The organism is Mycobacterium tuberculosis H37Rv (genome assembly GCF_000195955.2).
Lineage (GTDB): Bacteria > Actinomycetota > Actinomycetes > Mycobacteriales > Mycobacteriaceae > Mycobacterium > Mycobacterium tuberculosis.
In genome coordinates this window covers 2,178,956-2,199,768 of the sequence record NC_000962.3, presented here as the reverse complement: position 1 = coordinate 2,199,768, position 20,813 = coordinate 2,178,956, and the positions used below count along the sequence as shown (strand labels likewise).

Below are 20,813 nucleotides of genomic sequence, written 5' to 3'. Positions count from 1 at the left end.
ACGCGCGACACAACTCATCGGAGTCGAACACGAAGTGGCCGCCAAAATAGCCACCGCTACCGCACCCCTTAACACCGTCGGCTTCCACGAACCCCCAATCGCACCGTCGCTACCGACACCGGTGCCCCACAACGAGAAACCGCAAATCCACGCGGTCGACCGCAGCTGGAAACAAGATCCACCCTCACCGATGCCGGGCGACCCGAAAGACATGACAGCCGTACAGGCACGCGCAGCCTGGGACGCCGTCAACGCTGACATCGCTCGGTACAACGCCCGATGCGGACGCACCTTCGTTCTGCCCAACGAGCAGGCAGCCTACGACGCGTGCATCGCGGACAAGGGTTCTCTCTTTGAAAGACAAGCCGCAATCAGAGCCCGGTTAGGCGAATTGGGCGTGCCGGTCGAAGGCGAACCCCCTCCTGCTCCCGACCCCGCTGGACCACAACCGAACGAAGGCTTACCTCCGCCCGGTGTCAGCCCGCCCGCCGAGAGCAACCTAACGGTTGGACCGCCCAGTCGTCCTATCCAACAGGCTCGCGGCGGCGAAAGCCTCTGGGACGAGAACGGCGGCGAGTGGCGATATTTTCCGGGAGACAATTACCGCTATCCGCATTGGGATTACAACCCCCACGATTCGCCGACCGCCAGGTGGCAGAATATTCCCATCGGGGACCTTCCGACTCACAAGTGATTGGACCAGAATGACCGTTTTCGGTATCAAGCCGGATAACTACTTCGGTGACGTGGTTCTGGCGGCCGCAGACCGGGATGGGCTTCGCATTTTCCAGTACGCCGTGCGATCGGCCCATGAGAGTGGTCAGGCAACTTTCGACATAGATGGTGTACAGCAACGGATAGTTCGAGAAAGCGGAACTGCGGATATGGAACTGGGATCGCAAACCGTTGTATGGCGCTTCGATGACACGAAGTTGGTAGAAATCCTCGATAAGCTATCGCCATTGATCGATGGCGAAGGACCAGGCCACCAGTATATCGATGATTTGAATAGTCCGGCGCCGACATTGATGATATCTGTTGACGAATATGCTTGATTTACGATGTTCGGCCACAGGCAGCGCCCGTTGGCGACGCGCTGTGTCTCAACAGTGCCCGTTGCTCTTGGTCATGGAAACAGTGTTCACTGCACCTCTGACAAGCTTTTACGGTGATCGCGCATCACCTGGTTCATGAACTGGAAGCAGCGCAGCGCTTCCTTTTCGGCCGCAACATGAGCCAGCCTCTCGTCGGCGGTCGGGTGCAGGTGCTCGGGCAGCTCGGCCGCGACAGCCGCCTGACCCTGAAACCAGCTTCCATATCCCGCGACGAACGACGCCAGTCCGCTACGTAACCCCTCCGCGACTGTCCATGGACAACAGCGCGTTCTCCACCGACCGGGCCCGGGTGTGGGGTGTTTCGGCGACCGGCAGCCAGGTGGTCCACACTGCCGACGGGCGCCGCGAGCCGTTCACCGACCAGGCCGCCGAGCAAGTCCGCCCGATCGCATACTCCAACCGGTTGCGGTACTGCAGGTTCAGCTGGCGTACCTCCTCGTCGCGCTCGGCGAGGTCTTGCTCCAGCACGTCGCAGACCGGCAGGAACACGTCAGCGCCGCCGGCGTTGACGTGGAGCTTGGTCTGAAACATCCACAGCCCGATCGGGATTGGCATCGGCGTGGCACGTTCGTTGCACAACCGGATCTCGATGAGCGCTCGCCCGGACGCCTGGTCGTTGTAGCGGTCCACGCGCAGGCAGCTGGAATCCCGCAGCCCGATGGTCGCGGTGCGGCCAGGGGCGAGGTCGGCCAGATGATCAGGGGTTCGGCTGTTTCCGGGTTGCTGATGCCGAGTGTCAACGGTGGTACGGCCGGCTCGGTGGCGTGTGTCCAGTGCCTTTTCCTGCCGAAAGTGGCGGTAGACCTAATCAATCTGTCCGGCATCCAATGCTTCGCCCGCATCGAGCACGTGGCGCACGCTCAGGCGCACCCATTCGTTGTGCTGGTTGGCAAACCGGCCCAGCATGGTGCGCGGATCGGTGCCGTCGCCGGAGCCATCCTGACCGGTGACGTCATCGTCAGCCACGATGGCGAACTCTACCGTGCGGTCACAGCGCTGAGACAGAATGGTCCACGTCCACATGCGAGTCGACGGCTGCACGCACCTGCTCTATGCTCAGCCCGTAGTCGGCGAGGTCATCTGCGTCCTTCATGCTGGCTACCGCCACCGAGATTCGCTGGCCGGCAATCGTTGGTTGCCCGCTGAAACGCTATGGGTGAGCACGATATTGGGATACTCGTCGTCGGCAGGCAGCTCGGCAACGTGCCTCTCTCCGCGCTCGTCTACCCCGAGCCTTGAGCGCGGCTACGGTCGCAGTACTTGGTTGCGACGTGACCGGCAATGCCACGGTCATTGGGTGTCAATGTGGTTCGTCGTCGTCGGGTTCGCACAGGATTTTCTCGGGGTGGTGGTATCGATTGATGCGTGGTTGGCCATGGTCCAAGTGGGCCGGCGGTAGCCATTCAGTGTCGCCTTTGGCGTTCTTGCGGGTTTTCCAGCCTTTTTCGACAAGGCGATTGTCGGGGCCGCAGGCCAGCGTGAGGTCGTTGATGTCGGTACGGTGGGTGGTTGTCCACGGCGTTACGTGGTGGACCTCACTGTGGTAGGCCGGGGCGTCGCAACCCGGCCTGGAGCAGCCACGATCCTTGGCGTACAACATGATTCGCTGCGCCGGGGAAGCTAACCGCTTGGTGTGATACAACGCCAACGGCTTAGCGCCGTCAAACAATGCCAGATAGTGGTGCGCGTTGCTCGCCATCCGGATAAGGTCCGACATCGGCACCCGCGAACCACCACCGGTTACCCCCTTGCCGGTGGCGGCTTCCAGCTCTTTAAGCGTGGTGCTCACCACGACGGTCACCGGCAACCCCCGATGCTGCCCTAGCTCACCGGAGGCCAACAACCCGCGCAGCCCGGCCAGTAAACCGTCATGGTGTCGTTGGGCTTGGCTGCGGGTGTCGCGGCGCACCGCGTCCGCATCCGGTGTGTCATCCACGACCGGGGTCTGGTCATCGGGGTTGCACGCCCCCGGTGCGGCCAGTTTGGCCAACACCGCCTCGATGGTGGCCCGCAACTCCGGGGTCAGCAGACCGCTGATACGTGACATCCCGTCAAATTCCTGCTTACCCATCGTGATGCCGCGCTTGCGGGCACGCTCCTGGTCGGAAAAGTTGCCGTCGGGGTGCAGCCAGTCCATCAGCTGCGTGGCCAGGCCATGCAGGTGATCGGGACGCCGACTGGTGGCCAGTTCGGCCAGCTGGGCCTCGGCGGCCTCGCGGATACCCAGATCCACCGCGGCGGACAACTCCTTGAAGAAGGCCTGGATCTCCTTAATGTGTTCTCGGCCGATCTTGCCCTCACGTTGAGCGGCCGCGGTCGCGGTCAACTGCGCTGGCAGCGGTTCACCGGTCAGGGCGCGGCGCTCACCGAGGTCTTCGGCTTCGGCGATGCGGCGGCTGGCCTCACCGGGAGTGATGTGTAGCCGGTTGGCCAACGCCGTGCGCAGCGTCCCGCCGAGCTCTTCCTCGCAGGCTTGCCCAGCGAGTTGGTTGATCAAGGCGTGCTCGGCGGCGCCCTGGCGGCGCCGTTCGACCTCGAGTCGCTGCAAACAGGCCAGCAATTCCGGGGTGGTCAACGCATCGCACTTGAGATCGAGCACCCGCGACAACGAGGCGTGGTAGGCATCCAACGCCGCGGAGATCTCCTCGCGCGTGTCCGACCTCATGCCTCGGATTCTACGAAGCACCACTGACAAGAACCGGGCCGTCATAGGCTCGGAATGATCAGTGATACAGAAGATTTCGCTCATGGCGATAAGGCCGCACCACCGCGACTGCGAGCATCATATGCCGCGTGCGGTGGTGATGCGGCAGGATGTTGGACCATGAGTGACAACGGAGCCAGCCGGGTGCCTCCCGTCGATGAGACACCCGCGGCGGAATCCGCCGAACCGATCACCGCGGTGTCATTGGCGTGGCTGCCTGCCGGTGACTACGAGCGGGCGCTCGACCTGTGGCCAGACTTCGCCGGCAGCGACCTGGTGACCGGTCCGGACGGGCCGGTGGCGCACCCGCTGTACTGCCGGAGGATGCAGCAAAAGCTGGTCGAATTCGCCGAGGCTGGTTTCCCAGGACTGGCGGTCGCCGCGATCCGCGTGGCACCCTTCGCTGCCTGGTGCGCCGAACAGGGTCAGGAGCCGGACTCGCCGGAGGCCCGCGCCGAGTATGCCGCGTACCTGACAGCACACGGTGACCACGATGTGATGGCCTGGCCACCGGGCCGCAACCAACAGTGCTGGTGCGGCTCGGGGCACAAGTACAAAAAGTGTTGTGCCGCAGCGTCGTTCATCGACACGGAACCCGCACCGTGAAGACGGCCCGGTTGCAGGTGACGTTGCGCTGCGCGGTAGACCTCATCAATTCGTCCAGCGACCAATGTTTCGCCCGTATCGAGCACGTTGCGTCCGATCAGGCGGATCCACGCCCCGGAGTGTGGCATAGTAGTGGCATGAATCGCATACGGCTGAGCACTACTGTCGACGCCGCACTCTTGACAAGTGCGCGCGACATGCGGGCAGGAATCACTGACGCAGCCCTCATCGATGAGGCCCTTGCGGCATTACTGGCTCGTCATCGATCGGCCGAGGTGGATGCCAGCTATGCGGCCTACGACAAGCACCCGGTCGATGAGCCCGACGAGTGGGGCGATCTAGCGTCGTGGCGGCGGGCGGCTGGAGACTCGTGACCGCACTTCCGGCGCGCGGAGAGGTGTGGTGGTGTGAGATGGCTGAGATCGGTCGGCGACCAGTCGTCGTGCTGTCGCGCGATGCCGCGATCCCTCGGCTGCGACGCGCACTTGTCGCGCCCTGCACCACGACCATCCGAGGGCTAGCCAGTGAGGTTGTTCTTGAACCCGGTTCCGACCCGATCCCGCGCCGTTCCGCGGTGAATTTGGACTCAGTCGAAAGTGTCTCGGTCGCGGTATTGGTGAATCGGCTTGGCCGCCTCGCCGACATCCGGATGCGCGCCATCTGCACGGCCCTCGAGGTCGCCGTCGATTGCTCTCGATGACACGTCAGCAAACTAGCGAGAATCCGAGCCGGAGTTCTGACGAACGCATTCGAACGGCCCCGTGGCTCAACGAACAAGACGGCTCGCGGCCAAGCTCATTGTGATCGAAAGCAATGCGCAGAGGCCCGAATACACCGGAATCACATATGTAGCATGCCGTCGCAGGCAATGTCTCGCGTGATCTTTCGAAACCGCCTGACCCGAGGGGATCACCACAGCGCGGCAATCGTCCCGCCGTCGGCGATCTGGGTGGTGCCGGTGATCATCGACGCATCGTCGGACAGCAGGAACACCACGATGCCGGCCATCTCCTCCGGTGCGGCCATGCGGCCCTGCAGCCGGGCAATCATCGAGCGCGCACCCCCCGCGCCCAGGGCCCCGTCGAACATTGCCATGGCGGTCTGCTGCATCGGGGTGTCGACGAATGCGGGCAGCAGCGTGTTGGAGCGGATGCCCGACGAGCGCAGTTCGGCGGCGGTGATGCGGCTGAGCTGGATGATGCCGGCCTTCGACATGCCGTATGCGCCGGTGCCGCCCACCGCTACCTGGCCCGCTAACGACGACAGGTTGACAATGGCTCCCCCGCCGCGCTCGATCATCCGCGGTGCCGCATGCTTGGTGCACAGCCAGGCGCCGCGGAGATTGATCGCGATGACCCGATCGAAGTCCTCGACGGTGGTGTCGATGAGCGAAGCCAGATGAACGACACCGGCGTTGGCGACCAACTTGTCCACCCCGCCGAACGCGGCAACACAGGCGTCGACCATGGCGATGATCTGTTGTTCGTCGCTGACGTCAACCCGGCAGGCCGCTGCGCCACAACCGATTTTGGTGGCCGCGGCATCCGCGGCATCACCATCGATGTCCGCGCACAGCACATGGCAGCCCTCGTCGGCGAGTCGCCGGGCAACCGCCAGACCGATTCCGGCGCCCGCCCCAGTAACGATCGCGACCTTGCCGGCCAGGTCTGGATGGTTCAACCTGCGGCCGCCAACGTGCTGGCTTCTCGGATCGCCCCGAACATGACAAGCCCAAATCCTGGCACATCATCGGAAAGTCGGATCGCATACACCCCAAGATCGCGCAGGATCCATGTCACGGTCTCCGGCATGACATCGGTCGCCGCATCGCCCCGGGCGAACAAGCCGCACGCTTGCGCGGGTCCGGGCGGACGCAGATACAAGACCACGCCGCTGCCCTGAGCCGACATCCTCGCCAGCGCGCCGTTGAGTTCCTCGCCGCAGCGGCACGCCGTCGAGCCGAACACGTCGCCCGTCAGGCACTCGATGTGGACGTGCAGCGGCACGGGCACCCCGGCACCGACCGCACCCACGATGACCGCCAAATGCTCGCCGAGGTCGTAAACGTCACGAAAGCCGATGACACGCGAGGCGCCGGCCCAGGTGGGCAGCGTCGCTGCCGTAAACCGGACCACCTGGGGCTCGATCCGCCGGCGATACGCCACCAGCTCCCCGATCGAGACCATGGCCAGTCCGTGTTCGACGGCGAATTCGACCGACTCGGCGTGGTGCGCCATCTGGACGGGATTATCGGGCGAGACGATCTCGCAGAGCGCGGCGGCCGGCCGCCGTTCCGCCAGGCGGGCCAGGTCGACGGCCGCCTCGGCGGGTCCCCGCCGACCCAGCACACCGTCGGCTTGCGCCTGCACGGGCACCACATGGCCCGGACGTTGGAAATCGGCGGCGACGGAGGTGGCCGAAGCCAGTGCCGCGATGGTCCAGGCGCGATCGCTCGCCGAGATTCCGGTGCCGGTGCCGCGAACGTCGACCGACACGCAATGCGTGGTGTCTCGGTCACACATGGGCGGCAGGTGCAGTCGCTCGCATTCGGCGCCCGGCAGCGCGACGCGCAAATAACCCGAGGTGTGCCGGACCGCAAAGGCAACCAGCCGCGGCGTCGCGGCCTGGGCGGCGAAGACGAGATAGCCATCGCCATTGGGGTCGCCGGTCAGGACCACGGCGTGACCGCCCGCCATCGCCGTGATCGCACGACGTACCCGCACATCGGTCGTCTTCATCGAGACTCCAACCGGCGGAACCGGCTACCGTGAAACACCAGCGGCGGTGTCTCGGGATCGGCGCGCACCGCGCAGATCTCCAGCAGGGCGATCAGGTGATCCCCCGCCGGGATCTCCGCGTACGGGCGGCAATCCAGCCAGGCGCCGGCCCCGGCGATCACCACACCCCCGCTGGACAATTCGCTCCAGAACACCCCGGCGAACCGGTTACCTTCCTTGCGCGACAGGCTCATACAGGCCGCGTCGTGCCCCTCGGCGAGCACGCTCACACCGAGCCGTGGGCGGTCGCGCAACTTCGGCCACGTCGTCGAACAGTTCTGCACACAGATCGATACCAGCGGCGGGTCAACTGAAACCGACGTGAACGAGCTGGCCGCCATGCCGACCGGCTGGTCGTCGACCATCGCGCAGACGGCGATCACGCCGCACGGAAAGCAGCCGAAGACCCGCCGCAGCCCGACCTCGTCGAGATGATCGACGGTCTCCGGGACCATGTCGAAGGTGCAGCTCACGGCCGCAGCCCGCCTAGGAAGTCGAGCAACAGCCGGTTGGTCTCTTCGGGCGCTTCCTGCTGGATCCAGTGTCCGACGTCGGCGATCATGTGGGTGCCGCGGTAGTTCGGCATGACTTCGTGCGCACGCTCGATGGCCTGCGCGCCCCAGATGGTGCCGACGTCATACTGGCCGCCGATGAACAGAGCCGGCGGGGTGAGCGGCTTGCCTTGCTGGTCGGCCAGGTCGTGCCAGTCGTTGTCGATGTTGTGGTAGAAGCTCAGCGGCCCGCCGAACCCGGAACGTTCGAATTCGCCAGTGTAGAAATCGAGATCGGCCTCGGTGAACCAGGCCGGCATGGTCTCCGGGTAGACGAACGCGTCCTTGAGCCGCGCGCCTTCGGCCATACACAGCGGTCCGGCACGGATCACGTCGATCGGGTCCATGGACTCCAGGTCGACGCCCGCGTCGACGGCCGCCTTGGTCGCCGCCATCATCCCCTCACCGGAAACGGTGTAGGTCAACCCGAGCAGCCAGCCCCGCAAGTCTTCCTCGATCTCGGTGATGATGCCGTCCTGCACGGCGAAATAGTCCTGATACCAGACCCTTCCGGGCCCGGCCAGCTCCAGGTGGTAGTCGCTGGGACGGCGCTCGCCGAACGGGCTGCCCGGCAGGCCGATCACGCCGCGACCGGCAAACGGAACGCTGATTCCCACCACGCCGGCGCATCGGTCGGGGTGCAGCCAGGCGAAGGTCCAGGCGACCGGCGCACCCCAGTCGTGGCCCACCACGAAAGCCTGCTCCGCACCATAGGAGTCGAGGACGCCCACGACGTCGCCAACCAATTCCTTGATGCGGTAGGCCTTTTGCACCCGGTATTTCGACGAGCGGCCATACCCGCGCTGGTCGATGGCCACCACGCGGTAGCCCGCGCCGGCAAGCGCGGGAATCTGATGCCGCCACGAGTACCAGGACTCCGGAAACCCGTGCAGCAACACCACCAACGGTCCCTGTTGGTCGGGTGGGCTGTCCGCCACGGCATGGATGCGGGTGCCCCGGCAGTTCAGGATTCGATGGACCTGCGACACGTTGGGCTCTCCTAAGCGTTTACAAGTTGGTCCGCGGGTTCGGCTGGTATCGGATGATTTTCGTAGTTGCGGGCAATCAACGTCTTCTGGCCCGACAATCGGGTTCGTGCCCATTTGCCGAGGACGCGGCTGGCGATCCTGGGTCGCATCAGCGCCGACGGCGGCTTGACCAGATGGACGACGGCCAAGAATTCCCGGTACGCGTCGAGATCGTCATGCACCAGCTCCAGCACGCGGTCCATGTACCAGGTCAGCACACCGAAATAGAACGGGCGCTTCTTGTCGACGTCCTTCATCCAGTCGAAGCGCAGGTTCTGCTCGCGGATCACGAACCAGGCCGTGTCGGCCATCTTGGCGATCGCCCGGTAGTACCGGCGCGGCAGATCCCGGTGACCGGCGCCGTATTTAGCCAGCAGCGCCTGCATCTCCCGAACTTCCTTGAGCGCCAGGCTCATACCCAGACCCGACACCGGGTCGGCGCTGGTGTAGGCATCGCCCACCGCCAGCAAAGCCCGCGGCAGGTTGCGCTTCTTCTCGTAGCGCAGCCGCAGCATGTTGGGATAGCGGAAATTGTAGATGGGCGATGCCGGCTCCAGCCCGTCGATGTTCTCCCCGATGACCGGGGACGGCATCAGGTCGGCGAACGCGCGGAATTCTCGGGCGGTACGCGGCGGCGAATAGCAGTTGTAGGCCACCAGTGAGGTGGACAGGATGGTGCGGGAGCTGTCGGTGTAGTACTGCGCGGCGTAGGTATCCTCGAAAGGGCGGTACGCATAGCAGATCACCATCACCTTGTCCTGCCACCGCCGCTCCGGCGGAACCCGGTGCTGCATCGTGGAGTAGAAGCAGTTGATGATGTCCTGCTCGGCCTCGGGAGCGCCAACACCGAGACGCTCCAAGAACTCCGGCACGCGGGTGTTCTTGCCCGACGCGTCCACGACGAACTCGGCGGGCACCACCTGCAAACCGTCGCCTCCGTCGGCGTCGCCATTGTCCACGGCGACGCCGACGATGGCATTGTTGGCGCGGTCGAAGGCGAGATCGGCCACCTCCGATTCGTAGCGGAAGTCGATGCGCGGTTCGTCGTCGAGCCGGCGGCGCACACACCATTCGAGCAGCGGCCTTCCCGCGCAGACGATCTCGATGTCACTAGTGCCGGGCTTCTTCCAGGTGCCGCCCAGCCGGATACGGTACTGCGCGGCCATGTCGACCTTGAACGCTCCCTCGCGCACCATGTCGTCGACGATGCCAGGGAAGATGCGCTCCAGCTCGATCTGCCCGGCGGTCAGCAGGTGGTGCAGGTGCCAACCCTGTGCCGCGCCCGGCCTGCCCTCGCGGCGACGGTGCGGGCCGTCCTTCTCCAGCACGATGACGCGATCGAAGGTCTCGCTGAGCATTTTCGCCGCCGCGATGCCCGCGATGCTGCCGCCGATGACCACCGCGGTGCCGCGGCCGCGGCGGCACACCTCGGCAATGTCCACGCCCGCGTAATCCAGCCGAGCCGGGGTGCGGCGGCGCGCCGCCCCGCTGGCCACGAACTTCTCGTAGTACAACCCGACACGGTGAAAGCCATTGTGGTCCAGCCAGGTTCGGGCTGCGTCGACCATGGCGACCGGACCGCACAGATACACGTCGGCGTCACCGCTCGCCAGCATCCGCTCGTCGAGCAGGTCGGTGACCAGCCCGGTGCGCCCATCCCAGTCGGGGTCCGGGCGAGCGACGACGACGTGCACCTCCAGGCGGCCAACGCGGCGGCGCAGCTCGGTGAGTTCGTCGAGCTTGCACAGGTCTTCGGTGCGCTCGACCCCGTAGAGCAGGTAGACCGGGTGAGCGACATCGGCATCCAGGCTCTGGGCCATCGCCAGGATCGCTGACAGGCCGGTTCCTCCGGCGACCAGGATCACCGGTCGCACGATCGGGCGCAGATAAAAGCTGCCCTTGCTGCAGCGCAGCGCGATATGGTCACCGGGCTGGGCGCGGTCGCGAAGATAATTCGACATCACGCCGTCCGGCAGCAACCTGATGATGAACTCGCACTCACCGCGGCCGTCGGCCGGATGGGCGTAGGAGTAGTTGCGCCATACGTTGGTACCGGGAACCTGCAATTGGGCGAACTGGCCGGCCCGGTATCTCAGCGCGCCGGCCATGCCAGAGGTGTCCACCCGCAGGATGGCGGTGCTGGGCGACACCAACTCGACCGCGGTCACCACACCGTCACCGGTGACCAGCAGGGCGGCGTTGTCGTCGACCGGATACTGCAGCTCGATCCGGCAATCGGAGGTAACAAACGTCTGGCAGGTGAGGATCTTTCGCGCCGCCCGCTCGACATCGGACAGTCCCTCGGTGCGTCCCATCTGGTAGCGGCCGGCGGTGCAGGTGGCCACGCAGGTGCCACATATCCCGCTTTGGCATTCGTTGACGATGGCCACGCCGTGTTCCTCGGCGGCATCCAGGACCGTCTGGTCGCACCGCACCGGCATCGTCTTGTGCGTGCCGTCCGAATAGCCGACGGTGACCTGACGAACCGCCATGGCTACACCACCGCGGTGGCGGGCTTGGTGGCGAGGCGGGCGTTGAGTCTGGGCATGACCTCGTGGGCCAGCAGCCGCAACGACTCCTTCCACGGGCCCGGGTTATCGCTGTAGTCGAACCCGAGGATCAGCAGGTGGCCGAACCCGCCGACCTGGTCGTAGGTGGCCTCGAGCTTGTCGACCACGGTCTGCACCGAGCCGACCACGAAGGTGTTCTCGGCGAGATACTCCGGTGTCACCTCGTCGTCGGGCACCGACGGATTGTGTTTGTAGAACTTGGTCATGCCGAACATCCGAAACGTCGGCAGCACATACTCACGCATGGCGCGTCCCATCGTGCCGTCCACGGCATACCGGAACGCCTGCTCATCGGTCTCGGCCACCAGCACCTCCCGCACCAGCCGCCAATCGCGGCGATCCGGGGTTCGCCCGCTGCGCAGCGCGCCTTCCTCCACCGCGTCCCAGTGGGTGGCGACGTATTCGGTGTTGAGGTCCAGACTCATGGGGATGTAACCCCGTTCGCCGGCGAGCTTGAGGGTCTCCGAGCCGGCGCTGAACCCGGTGACGCCGATGGGCGGGTGGGGCTTCTGGTACGGCTTGATGTGGCGCCTCATCAGACCCTCGAACATCGGCGCGATTCCGTTGGCGTTCCAGTACTTTCCGCGATGCTCCCAGGGCTCGTCCTCGGTCCAGATGCGCAGCATGATCTCCAGCGCTTCCCGGGTCATTTCGCGATGCTCGCCGTTCTTGCCGTCCACGTCATACAGCGCCCAGTCACCCGGGATGCCGCTGGCGCCCACGCCGAGCATGAACCGACCCTGGGCGAGGTGGTCGAAATAGGCCACCCGGTGGGCCAACTCGACCGGATGATGGTAGGGCAACAAGTGCGCACCCGGGGCGAGCTTGATCTGTTGGGTGCGCAGCAGCGCCTGCGCCAACAGCAGATCGGGGGCGCAGATCGGCTCCCACGGCACGGTGAAGTGTTCGCCGACCCAGGCCTCCACGTAGCCGAGTTGATCGGCCAGCTCGATGACGTCCAGATCCCACCGGGTGGCGTCGTAGAGGGTGCGCTCCGGTGGATGGGCCGGCATGAGGAATATTCCGATCTCCATCGTCAACCCTTCCTGGTTGTACCGGTCGGATGCCCGGCGCGCTGCGGTGGCGCCCTTTGCGTATATCACAGTACTACCAAGATACTTCGTTGTACACAAGTGCTTCTTTGCATGGGAATTTGTCTATATCGATCACTCTCATGTGCGTATTGGCTATGGACATGTTGGCTAAGGGACGGGTAACCTCGCACAGGTCAGCCGTTCACGTCCAGTAAGGAGCGGACATGTTCGTCGGCAGGGTCGGTCCGGTCGATCGCCGGTCGGACGGGGAACGCTCCCGACGGCCCCGGGAGTTCGAATACATCCGCTACGAAACCATCGACGATGGGCGCATCGCCGCGATCACCCTGGACCGCCCGAAACAACGCAACGCCCAGACCCGCGGCATGCTGGTCGAGCTGGGCGCCGCCTTCGAACTTGCCGAGGCGGACGACACCGTCCGGGTGGTGATCCTGCGGGCCGCCGGCCCCGCCTTCTCCGCCGGTCACGACCTCGGATCCGCTGACGATATCCGGGAACGCTCGCCCGGGCCGGACCAGCACCCCAGCTACCGGTGCAACGGGGCGACCTTCGGCGGGGTCGAGTCACGCAACCGCCAGGAGTGGCACTACTACTTCGAAAACACCAAGCGGTGGCGCAACCTGCGCAAGATCACCATCGCCCAGGTGCACGGGGCCGTGCTGTCGGCGGGGTTGATGCTGGCCTGGTGCTGCGATCTGATCGTCGCCAGCGAGGACACCGTGTTCGCCGATGTGGTCGGCACCCGGCTGGGCATGTGCGGGGTCGAGTACTTCGGACATCCGTGGGAGTTCGGGCCGCGCAAGACCAAGGAACTGCTGCTCACCGGCGACTGCATAGGCGCCGACGAGGCCCACGCGCTGGGGATGGTCAGCAAGGTGTTTCCCGCTGACGAACTCGCGACCAGCACAATCGAATTCGCGCGTCGGATCGCGAAGGTGCCGACGATGGCGGCACTGCTGATCAAGGAATCGGTGAACCAAACCGTCGATGCCATGGGGTTTTCCGCCGCGCTGGACGGTTGCTTCAAGATCCACCAGCTCAATCACGCGCACTGGGGCGAAGTCACCGGCGGCAAGCTGTCCTACGGAACGGTCGAGTACGGCCTGGAGGACTGGCGCGCCGCACCGCAGATCCGGCCCGCGATCAAGCAGCGGCCCTGAGGCCGGGGCGCGCAGTGGACGTCAGCTACCCACCCGAAGCGGAAGCGTTCCGCGACCGGATCCGGGAGTTTGTGGCCGAGCACCTGCCGCCCGGGTGGCCCGGACCCGGGGCGCTGCCGCCCCACGAGCGGGAAGAGTTCGCCCGGCACTGGCGGCGGGCCCTGGCCGGCGCTGGCCTGGTCGCGGTGTCCTGGCCGACGGAATACGGGGGTGGTGGCCTGTCCCCGATGGAACAAGTGGTGCTCGCCGAGGAATTCGCCCGCGCCGGCGCGCCCGAACGCGCGGAAAACGACCTGCTCGGAATCGACCTGCTGGGCAACACCCTGATCGCCCTGGGTTCCGAGGCGCAGAAGCGGCATTTCCTGCCGCGCATCCTCAGCGGCGAGCATCGGTGGTGCCAGGGCTTCTCCGAGCCGGAGGCCGGCTCCGACCTGGCCTCGGTGCGCACCAGGGGGGTGCTCGACGGTGACGAATGGGTGATCAACGGCCACAAAATCTGGACGTCGGCCGGCACCACCGCAAACTGGATCTTCCTGCTGGCGCGGACCGATCCCAGCGCTGCGAAACACCGGGGCCTGTCGTTTCTGCTGGTGCCCATGGACCAGCCCGGCGTCGTGGTCCGGCCGATCGTCAACGCGGCCGGGCACTCCTCGTTCAGCGAGGTCTTCCTGACCGATGCCCGCACCAGCGCCGGCAATGTCGTCGGCCGGGTCGGCGACGGCTGGTCGACCGCCATGACGCTGCTCGGCTTCGAACGCGGATCGCACATCGCCACCGCCGCCATCGATTTTGAGCGGGACCTGCAGCGGCTGTGCGAGCTGGCCCGTGACCGCGGATTACACACCGATCCACGGGTACGAGACGGCTTGGCGTGGTGCTATGCCCGGGTTCAGATCATGCGGTATCGGGGCTACCGTGACCTCACCCTGGCCCTGACCGGACGGCCGCCCGGCGCGGAAGCCGCGATCACGAAGGTCATCTGGAGCGAATATTTCCGCCGGTACACCGATCTCGCCGTCGAAATCCTGGGGCTCGAGGCGCTGGGCCCGCGGGGGCCCGGCAACGGCGGTGCGCGGCTGGTCCCGGAGGCGGGTACGCCAAACTCCCCGGCCTGCTGGATGGATGAGCTGCTCTACGCACGGGCCGCGACGATCTATGCCGGCAGCTCGCAGATCCAGCGCAACGTGATCGGCGAGCGGCTGCTCGGCCTCCCCAAGGAGCCGCGGCCCGAAGTGCTCTGCTGACGTGGACTTCCGATACAGCACCGAACAAGACGATTTCCGCGCCTCGCTGCGCGGCTTCCTTGGCCGGGGCGCGCCCGTGCGGGAGATGGCTGCCGCGGACGGATCCGACCGCAGGCTGTGGCAACGGCTTTGCACCGAGCTCGAATTACCCGCGCTGCACGTCCCGCCGGAGCACGGCGGATTGGGTGCCACCTTAGTCGAGACCGCGATCGCGTTTGCCGAACTCGGCCGGGCGCTCACCCCAATTCCCTTTGCGGCCACGGTGTTTGCGATCGAAGCGATTCTGCGCATGGGCGACGACGAGCAGCGCAAGCGCCTGCTCGCCGGTCTGCTTACCGGCGCGCGGATCGGAACGATCGCCGTCAGTGGCCACGACGTCGCGTCGGCTACCACCGTTCGGGCCGTTCGGCGCGACGGTCGGCCCGCACTCACCGGCGAGTGCACCCCGGTGCTGCACGGTCACGTCGCAGACCTGTTCGTGGTGCCCGCGGTGGCCGACGGGTCGATCGTTCTGCACGTCGTGGCCGCCGACGCCCCCGGGGTGACCGTCACACCGTTGCCCTCGTTTGACATCACCCGTCCGGTCGCCACGCTCCGGCTGGCGGGGTCCCCCGCCGAGCCGCTGACCGCCGGGACGCCCGACGATATGGAGCGGGTGCTCGACGTGGCCCGGGTGCTGTTGGCCGCCGAGATGCTGGGCGGCGCCGAGGCCTGCCTCGACCTGGCGGTGCAATACGCCGGGCGGCGAACGCAATTCGATCGACCGATCGGTTCCTTCCAGGCGGTCAAGCACGCCTGCGCCGACATGATGATCGAGATCGACGCCACCCGGGCGACGGTGATGTTCGCCGCGATGAGCGCGGCCAACGGTGACGAACTCCAGACGGTCGCGCCGCTGGCGAAGGCGCAGACCGCGGAAACCTTTGTGTTATGCGCCGGCTCCGCTCTTCAGATCCACGGTGCCATCGCCTTCACGTGGGAGCACGACCTGCACCTGTATTACCGCCGGGCCAAGACCACCGAGGCGCTTTTCGGGAGCAGCGCTCGAAATCGTGCGCTGCTCGCCGAACGCGCGGGGCTTGTGAAAGCCTAGGCGCCCAGCGCGGCCAGCGCCGCTTCGTAGTTGGGTTCTTGCGCGATTTCCGGCACCAATTCCGTGTAGGCGACGTTGCCGTCCGCGCCGATCACCACGATTGCGCGGGCGAGCAGCCCGGCCATCGGCCCGTCGGCGATGGTCACGCCGTAATCCTCGCCGAAGCTGTCCCGGAATGCCGACGCGGGCATGACGTTTTCGGTGCCCTCGGCGCCGCAGAAGCGCTTCTGGGCGAACGGCAGATCCTTCGAGACACACAGCACGGTAGCGCCACTTGCCGCCGCACGCTCGTCGAAGGTTCGCACACTCGTCGCGCACACCGGTGTGTCCACGGATGGAAAGATGTTCAGCAACACGGACTTACCCCGGAACTGGTCGCTGCTGATCACCCCCAGATCGCCCCCGGTCAGGGTGAAGGCCGGGGCCGGGGATCCGACAGCAGGTAGCTCACCGACGGTATTGATCGCGTTTCCTCGCAGGGTTATCTGTGCCATGGGCACAGTCTGCCAAGACCGGTGCACGGTCTTTCGGGCAGGGCTGCGCCGCCGGCGTGTCCTAATCTGTGCGGTGTGTGGCGTGGACGCCAGGCCAGCGCCTGGCCAACACTGGCATTCATGGCGCGAAGAGTGGTTATCGTGGGATTCCCCGGCGACCCCGTCGACACCGTGATCCTGCCCGGTGGCGCCGGAGTCGATGCCGCACGGTCCGAACCGGCCCTCATCGACTGGGTCAAAGCCGTCTCCGGCACCGCCCGCCGCGTCGTCACCGTGTGCACGGGCGCGTTTCTTGCGGCCGAAGCGGGGTTGTTGGGACGGACACCGAGCGACGACGCACTGGGCCTTTGCCGAACATTTCGCCCGCGAATTTCCGGCCGTTCGGGTCGATGCCGACCCGATCTTCATGCGCAGTTCGCAGAAGGTGTGGACCGCGGCTGGAGTCACCGCCGGCATCGACCTCGCGCTGGCACTGGTCGAAGACGACCACGGCACCGAGATTGCCCAGACGGTTGCCCGCTGGCTCGTCCTGTATCTGCGCCGACCCGGTGGGCAGACCCAGTTCGCGGCTCCGGTGTGGATGCCACGCGCCAAACGGACCTCGATCCGCCGGGTGCAGGAGGCCATCGAGGCCGAGCCGGGGGCGCGCACCGCATCGGCGAACTGGCTCAACGTGCGGCCATGAGCCCGCGTCATTTCACTCGGGTGTTCAGCGACGAGGTCGGCGAGGCGCCCGGCCGGTACGTCGAACGCATCCGCACCGAGGCTGCGCGCCGCCAGTTGGAGGAGACCCACGACACCGTGGTGGCAATTGCCGCCCGATGCGGCTTCGGGACCGCGGAAACCATGCGCCGCAGCTTCATTCGCCGCGTCGGGATATCACCCGACCAATACCGCAAAGCCTTCGCCTGACACTAGGGAGAACACCGATGACGCAAATCGCATTCGTGGCCTACCCCGGCGTTACCGCGCTGGACGTGGTCGGCCCGTACGAGGTGCTGCGAAACCTGCCGCACGCCCAGGTGCGGTTCGTGTGGCTCCGGGGCCGGCGCGCGACCTCGCATTGGCTGACGCTTCCCGCGCTCAAGGCATTCGGCGCTATCCCGGTCGCCGACGAGCGGATTGTGCACCAGGACAACATTGTCACGAGCGCGGGCGTGTCCGCCGGGCTCGATCTCGCCCTCTGGCTGGCCGGACAGCTGGGCGGGGAGGCCCGGGCCAAGGCGATTCAGCTGGCGATCGAGTACGACCCGCAGCCGCCGTTCGACTCCGGTCACATGTCGAAGGCGTCGCCGACCACCAAAGCCGCCGCGACCGCGCTGCTGTCCAAGGACAGCGCCAAACCGGCCAATCTGACGGCCGCAACGCTGCTCGCCTGGGAGCGGGCGCTGGCTGCTGTGCAGTCGCGACGGCGCAAGCGGCAGCCCGTTGGCGCGCAGGCACGTCGCCCGTAGACTCCCGCGGCGTGGCTGATGTCCCGTTGGACGCGCAAGAACGCTTGGAGCTCTGTGATCTCCTTGAGGAGCTCGGTCCTGCGGTTGCTACACTGATCGAGGGCTGGACTGCTCACGACCTGGCCGCTCACATCGTGCTGCGTGAACGCGATCTCGTTGCTGGCCTTTGCATCGTTCTACCGGGTCCCTTCCAGCGGTTTGCCGAACGCCGTAGAGCGAGATTGGCTCAGAGTAAAGACTTCACGTGGCTCGTCGCTCGGATTCGGTCCGGTCCACCGATGGGGTTCTTCCGCATCGGATGGGTTCGTACCTTGGCGAACCTCAACGAATTCTTTGTCCATCACGAGGACGTTCGCCGCGCCAGCGGACGAGGGCCCCGAAGCCTCACGCCCGAAATGGATGCTGCCCTATGGCGAAATGTTCGGCGCGGCAGCCACTTCCTGAGTCGGCGGCTGCACGGTTGCGGGCTTGAGATCGAGTGGGTTGGAACCGGTAAGCGGGTGAGGGTCCGGTCAGGCGAGCCGACGGCTCGCCTGACCGGACCGCCCGGCGAGTTGCTGCTGTACGTCTTTGGACGCCGAGCCGTAGCGCGGGTCGAAGTGAGCGGACCACTGGAAGCCATTGCGGCAGTTCATCGAACGCATTTCGGCATGTGATTCCATCAGGTATCGGCCCTGCGTCGCGCGAAAGGGGATCACGAATGAGCGTGTTGGACCTGTTCGACTTGCACGGCAAGAGGGCGCTGATAACCGGGGCATCCACCGGCATCGGCAAGAGAGTTGCCCTGGCATACGTCGAAGCCGGGGCTCAAGTGGCGATCGCCGCACGGCATTTGGATGCCTTAGAGAAGTTGGCGGATGAGATTGGCACATCAGGTGGCAAGGTCGTGCCCGTCTGCTGCGATGTGAGCCAGCACCAGCAGGTGACCAGCATGTTGGATCAGGTGACCGCGGAGCTGGGTGGGATCGACATCGCGGTCTGCAACGCCGGCATCATCACGGTCACTCCGATGCTGGACATGCCGCTGGAAGAGTTCCAGCGCCTCCAAAACACCAATGTGACAGGCGTCTTCCTTACCGCGCAGGCCGCTGCCAAGGCGATGGTCAAACAAGGCCAAGGCGGGGTCATCATCAACACTGCTTCCATGTCAGGCCACATCATCAACGTCCCGCAGCAGGTTTCCCACTACTGCGCCTCCAAGGCGGCGGTCATTCATCTAACCAAAGCCATGGCCGTGGAGTTGGCGCCGCATAAAATCCGGGTGAACAGTGTCAGTCCGGGCTATATCCTGACCGAGCTCGTCGAACCGTACACGGAATACCAGCCGCTATGGGAGCCCAAGATTCCGTTGGGCCGGTTGGGCCGGCCCGAAGAACTCGCTGGCCTCTACCTGTATCTGGCTAGCGAGGCTTCCAGCTATATGACCGGTTCCGACATCGTGATTGATGGTGGATACACCTGCCCCTAAACGTCACTGAACGACACACGGACGGCCGAATCGGGCATGCACACCCGGTGAAAACAGGGCGCGCAACCGATCGCCAGTGGGTTGCACGCCACTTGCGTCGATCAACTCGTCGTTCAACTCGGCGATCTCCGCGGCCCGCAACGGCCACGGCTTATGCTCGTTCGGCACCCACCAAGTCCGGCCAGCCTTGCGGGTATGCGCACCCCACCGTGCGGTAAGCCAGACTTCCAGCGGCGTCGGCTCAACCAGGTCACCGATGGTGATCGTCAATAGGCTGCGCAGTCCGCGCCGTGGCCAGCGGCGGACACTGTGATACGTAATGTGCTTACCAGAGCGCATCATCCGCATCCTCGACCAGGCGTACGGGATGCCGAGTCCTATCCGCGTGAGCGGTACGACAGTCAGTCGAGCTGTTTCCAGCGACCGGAAAAGCACCCCGTGCCGGCCGGCGTTATCAATGGAGTACAACCGGACATTGGTCTCCGGGAAGGTGCCGACATACGGGATCGGCAGTGCGGTGCCGAGTTTGGTGCTGCTCATGCGAAACGGGACCAGACCCACGTAAGTCATCCCATCGGCGAAGACATCGGGGCGAGTCCCGGGCGGGTAGCTGCCTGCCACGCTCTCCGGCAGCACCGGCCAGTGGATGAAGGTCAGGTCAGTCCAGCGCTGGTCGAAGATCACCGGGCGGGGCAGCGCCGGCGGCGTCACCGGGTAACCCGCGAGCGCGCGGCTCTCACCGGGTTCGGCGCCCGACGGGCCGGGTATGGCGGTCACCACACCATCCTGACATGCGGTTTGGCTCCCTTGCGCTGGTCGCCTACGACTCGGCCATCAAGCATTCATGGCCACGCCCGTCGTCGGTGCGCCGGCTACGGATGTGAACGGCATCGTCTGCCCCACGGTTCCTATCGAATCTGGAGTTAGCAGCGGGTCATTTGCGGCTTAAGGTAATGACGTCGGCGAGGTTCGAACCAGGTAATCGCCCCAACAAGTAGTGGAGGTAGGGACCAATGAAGCTCACCACAATGATCAAGACGGCAGTAGCGGTCGTGGCCATGGCGGCCATCGCGACCTTTGCGGCACCGGTCGCGTTGGCTGCCTATCCCATCACCGGAAAACTTGGCAGTGAGCTAACGATGACCGACACCGTTGGCCAAGTCGTGCTCGGCTGGAAGGTCAGTGATCTCAAATCCAGCACGGCAGTCATCCCCGGCTATCCGGTGGCCGGCCAGGTCTGGGAGGCCACTGCCACGGTCAATGCGATTCGCGGCAGCGTCACGCCCGCGGTCTCGCAGTTCAATGCCCGCACCGCCGACGGCATCAACTACCGGGTGCTGTGGCAAGCCGCGGGCCCCGACACCATTAGCGGAGCCACTATCCCCCAAGGCGAACAATCGACCGGCAAAATCTACTTCGATGTCACCGGCCCATCGCCAACCATCGTCGCGATGAACAACGGCATGGAGGATCTGCTGATTTGGGAGCCGTAGA

23 protein-coding genes and 1 other annotated feature are annotated in these 20,813 nt (G+C 65.5%); of the genes, 13 read left to right on the top strand and 10 right to left on the bottom strand.

The genetic code is table 11. The annotated features are described in order from the left end of the window. The first annotated feature begins 704 nt into the window (after positions 1–704). Positions 705–1,055, top strand: a complete 351-nt coding sequence (locus Rv1948c) for a hypothetical protein (protein NP_216464.1) — start codon at positions 705–707, stop codon at positions 1,053–1,055. Between the two features lie 288 nt (positions 1,056–1,343). Here Rv1948c and Rv1947 read toward each other — a convergent pair whose 3' ends face one another. Then, a complete protein-coding gene (locus Rv1947) occupies positions 1,344–1,745 on the bottom strand; it encodes a hypothetical protein (RefSeq protein NP_216463.1) in 402 nt (133 codons plus the stop codon). A gap of 63 nt (positions 1,746–1,808) precedes the next feature. Here Rv1947 and lppG point away from each other — a divergent pair, with 63 nt between their 5' ends. Beyond that, positions 1,809–2,261, top strand: coding sequence for a lipoprotein (lppG, locus tag Rv1946c; RefSeq protein ID NP_216462.1), 453 nt, complete (start codon positions 1,809–1,811; stop codon positions 2,259–2,261). Positions 2,262–2,415: 154 nt separating this feature from the next. Here the strand turns inward: lppG and Rv1945 are convergent, their stop codons facing one another. After that, entirely contained in the window at positions 2,416–3,780 is a 1,365-nt protein-coding gene (locus Rv1945) for a hypothetical protein (RefSeq protein NP_216461.1), read from the bottom strand. After that, positions 2,419–3,780: a repeat region (REP-7, len: 1362 nt. REP09F9, member of the REP13E12 family. This region is a possible MT-complex-specific genomic island (See Becq et al., 2007).), on the bottom strand. (Overlaps the previous gene by 1,362 nt.) 54 nt (positions 3,781–3,834) lie before the next feature. Here Rv1945 and Rv1944c point away from each other — a divergent pair. From Rv1944c to mazF5, 3 genes are read left to right on the top strand one after another with little or no spacing between them, the layout of a single operon-like run. Further along, entirely contained in the window at positions 3,835–4,425 is a 591-nt protein-coding gene (locus tag Rv1944c; RefSeq protein ID NP_216460.1) for a hypothetical protein, read from the top strand. Further along, positions 4,422–4,799: an antitoxin MazE5 gene (gene mazE5, locus Rv1943c; RefSeq protein NP_216459.1), complete on the top strand. Its 378-nt coding sequence runs from the start codon at positions 4,422–4,424 to the stop codon at positions 4,797–4,799. Before Rv1944c ends, mazE5 begins: the two co-directional genes overlap by 4 nt. Then, entirely contained in the window at positions 4,796–5,125 is a 330-nt protein-coding gene (gene mazF5 / locus Rv1942c) for a toxin MazF5 (protein NP_216458.1), read from the top strand. Before mazE5 ends, mazF5 begins: the two co-directional genes overlap by 4 nt. Before the next feature lie 209 nt (positions 5,126–5,334). Here the strand turns inward: mazF5 and Rv1941 are convergent, their stop codons facing one another. From Rv1941 to Rv1936, 6 genes are read right to left on the bottom strand one after another with little or no spacing between them, the layout of a single operon-like run. Next, positions 5,335–6,105 (bottom strand): short-chain type dehydrogenase/reductase, encoded by a 771-nt coding sequence (locus Rv1941; RefSeq protein ID NP_216457.1) that lies wholly within the window; start codon positions 6,103–6,105, stop codon positions 5,335–5,337. Next, complete coding sequence (ribA1, locus tag Rv1940; protein YP_177851.1) at positions 6,102–7,163, bottom strand: riboflavin biosynthesis protein RibA; 1,062 nt, start codon at positions 7,161–7,163, stop codon at positions 6,102–6,104. Before ribA1 ends, Rv1941 begins: the two co-directional genes overlap by 4 nt. Continuing rightward, positions 7,160–7,675, bottom strand: coding sequence for an oxidoreductase (locus Rv1939; protein NP_216455.1), 516 nt, complete (start codon positions 7,673–7,675; stop codon positions 7,160–7,162). The genes ribA1 and Rv1939 overlap by 4 nt, the downstream gene beginning before the upstream one ends. Further along, positions 7,672–8,742 carry an epoxide hydrolase EphB gene (ephB, locus tag Rv1938; protein ID NP_216454.1) on the bottom strand — a complete coding sequence of 357 codons (1,071 nt, stop codon included), beginning with the start codon at positions 8,740–8,742 and terminating at the stop codon, positions 7,672–7,674. Before ephB ends, Rv1939 begins: the two co-directional genes overlap by 4 nt. 11 nt (positions 8,743–8,753) lie before the next feature. After that, the gene (locus tag Rv1937) at positions 8,754–11,273 is read right to left on the bottom strand and encodes an oxygenase (protein NP_216453.1); all 2,520 of its coding nucleotides are present in this window, start codon (positions 11,271–11,273) and stop codon (positions 8,754–8,756) included. Positions 11,274–11,275: 2 nt separating this feature from the next. Beyond that, positions 11,276–12,385, bottom strand: a complete 1,110-nt coding sequence (locus Rv1936) for a monooxygenase (RefSeq protein NP_216452.1) — start codon at positions 12,383–12,385, stop codon at positions 11,276–11,278. Between the two features lie 224 nt (positions 12,386–12,609). Here Rv1936 and echA13 point away from each other — a divergent pair, with 224 nt between their 5' ends. From echA13 to fadE18, 3 genes are read left to right on the top strand one after another with little or no spacing between them, the layout of a single operon-like run. Then, entirely contained in the window at positions 12,610–13,566 is a 957-nt protein-coding gene (echA13, locus tag Rv1935c; RefSeq protein ID NP_216451.1) for an enoyl-CoA hydratase EchA13, read from the top strand. Positions 13,567–13,580: 14 nt separating this feature from the next. Beyond that, positions 13,581–14,810, top strand: coding sequence for an acyl-CoA dehydrogenase FadE17 (gene fadE17, locus Rv1934c; RefSeq protein NP_216450.1), 1,230 nt, complete (start codon positions 13,581–13,583; stop codon positions 14,808–14,810). 1 nt (position 14,811) lies between these two features. Then, entirely contained in the window at positions 14,812–15,903 is a 1,092-nt protein-coding gene (fadE18, locus tag Rv1933c; RefSeq protein NP_216449.1) for an acyl-CoA dehydrogenase FadE18, read from the top strand. Here fadE18 and tpx read toward each other — a convergent pair. After that, positions 15,900–16,397 (bottom strand): 2-Cys peroxiredoxin, encoded by a 498-nt coding sequence (tpx, locus tag Rv1932; protein NP_216448.1) that lies wholly within the window; start codon positions 16,395–16,397, stop codon positions 15,900–15,902. The genes fadE18 and tpx overlap by 4 nt on opposite strands. A 132-nt stretch (positions 16,398–16,529) precedes the next feature. On the opposite strand from tpx, the gene Rv1931c reads away from it, so the two are divergent. From Rv1931c to Rv1928c, 4 genes are read left to right on the top strand one after another with little or no spacing between them, the layout of a single operon-like run. Continuing rightward, entirely contained in the window at positions 16,530–17,309 is a 780-nt protein-coding gene (locus tag Rv1931c; protein ID NP_216447.1) for a transcriptional regulator, read from the top strand. A 17-nt stretch (positions 17,310–17,326) separates the two neighbouring features. Beyond that, a complete protein-coding gene (locus Rv1930c) occupies positions 17,327–17,851 on the top strand; it encodes a hypothetical protein (protein ID NP_216446.1) in 525 nt (174 codons plus the stop codon). 11 nt (positions 17,852–17,862) lie between these two features. Continuing rightward, the gene (locus tag Rv1929c) at positions 17,863–18,507 is read left to right on the top strand and encodes a hypothetical protein (protein ID NP_216445.1); all 645 of its coding nucleotides are present in this window, start codon (positions 17,863–17,865) and stop codon (positions 18,505–18,507) included. 44 nt (positions 18,508–18,551) lie between these two features. Then, positions 18,552–19,319 (top strand): short-chain type dehydrogenase/reductase, encoded by a 768-nt coding sequence (locus Rv1928c; RefSeq protein NP_216444.1) that lies wholly within the window; start codon positions 18,552–18,554, stop codon positions 19,317–19,319. A gap of 3 nt (positions 19,320–19,322) precedes the next feature. Here the strand turns inward: Rv1928c and Rv1927 are convergent, their stop codons facing one another. Continuing rightward, positions 19,323–20,096 carry a hypothetical protein gene (locus tag Rv1927; RefSeq protein ID NP_216443.1) on the bottom strand — a complete coding sequence of 258 codons (774 nt, stop codon included), beginning with the start codon at positions 20,094–20,096 and terminating at the stop codon, positions 19,323–19,325. 236 nt (positions 20,097–20,332) lie between these two features. On the opposite strand from Rv1927, the gene mpt63 reads away from it, so the two are divergent. Then, positions 20,333–20,812: an immunogenic protein Mpt63 gene (gene mpt63, locus Rv1926c; RefSeq protein ID NP_216442.1), complete on the top strand. Its 480-nt coding sequence runs from the start codon at positions 20,333–20,335 to the stop codon at positions 20,810–20,812. Position 20,813: the final 1 nt, after the last annotated feature.

Coding starts and splice junctions, on each gene's coding strand:
- Rv1944c (NP_216460.1), top strand. CDS start 3,835: ATGATCAGTGATACAGAAGATTTCGCTCATGGCGATAAGGCCGCACCA.
- Rv1945 (NP_216461.1), bottom strand. CDS start 3,780: ATGAGGTCGGACACGCGCGAGGAGATCTCCGCGGCGTTGGATGCCTAC.
- ribA1 (YP_177851.1), bottom strand. CDS start 7,163: ATGAAGACGACCGATGTGCGGGTACGTCGTGCGATCACGGCGATGGCG.
- lppG (NP_216462.1), top strand. CDS start 1,809: ATGATCAGGGGTTCGGCTGTTTCCGGGTTGCTGATGCCGAGTGTCAAC.
- tpx (NP_216448.1), bottom strand. CDS start 16,397: ATGGCACAGATAACCCTGCGAGGAAACGCGATCAATACCGTCGGTGAG.
- mpt63 (NP_216442.1), top strand. CDS start 20,333: ATGAAGCTCACCACAATGATCAAGACGGCAGTAGCGGTCGTGGCCATG.
- Rv1937 (NP_216453.1), bottom strand. CDS start 11,273: ATGGCGGTTCGTCAGGTCACCGTCGGCTATTCGGACGGCACGCACAAG.
- Rv1936 (NP_216452.1), bottom strand. CDS start 12,385: ATGGAGATCGGAATATTCCTCATGCCGGCCCATCCACCGGAGCGCACC.
- echA13 (NP_216451.1), top strand. CDS start 12,610: ATGTTCGTCGGCAGGGTCGGTCCGGTCGATCGCCGGTCGGACGGGGAA.
- Rv1928c (NP_216444.1), top strand. CDS start 18,552: ATGAGCGTGTTGGACCTGTTCGACTTGCACGGCAAGAGGGCGCTGATA.
- Rv1930c (NP_216446.1), top strand. CDS start 17,327: ATGACGCAAATCGCATTCGTGGCCTACCCCGGCGTTACCGCGCTGGAC.
- Rv1948c (NP_216464.1), top strand. CDS start 705: ATGACCGTTTTCGGTATCAAGCCGGATAACTACTTCGGTGACGTGGTT.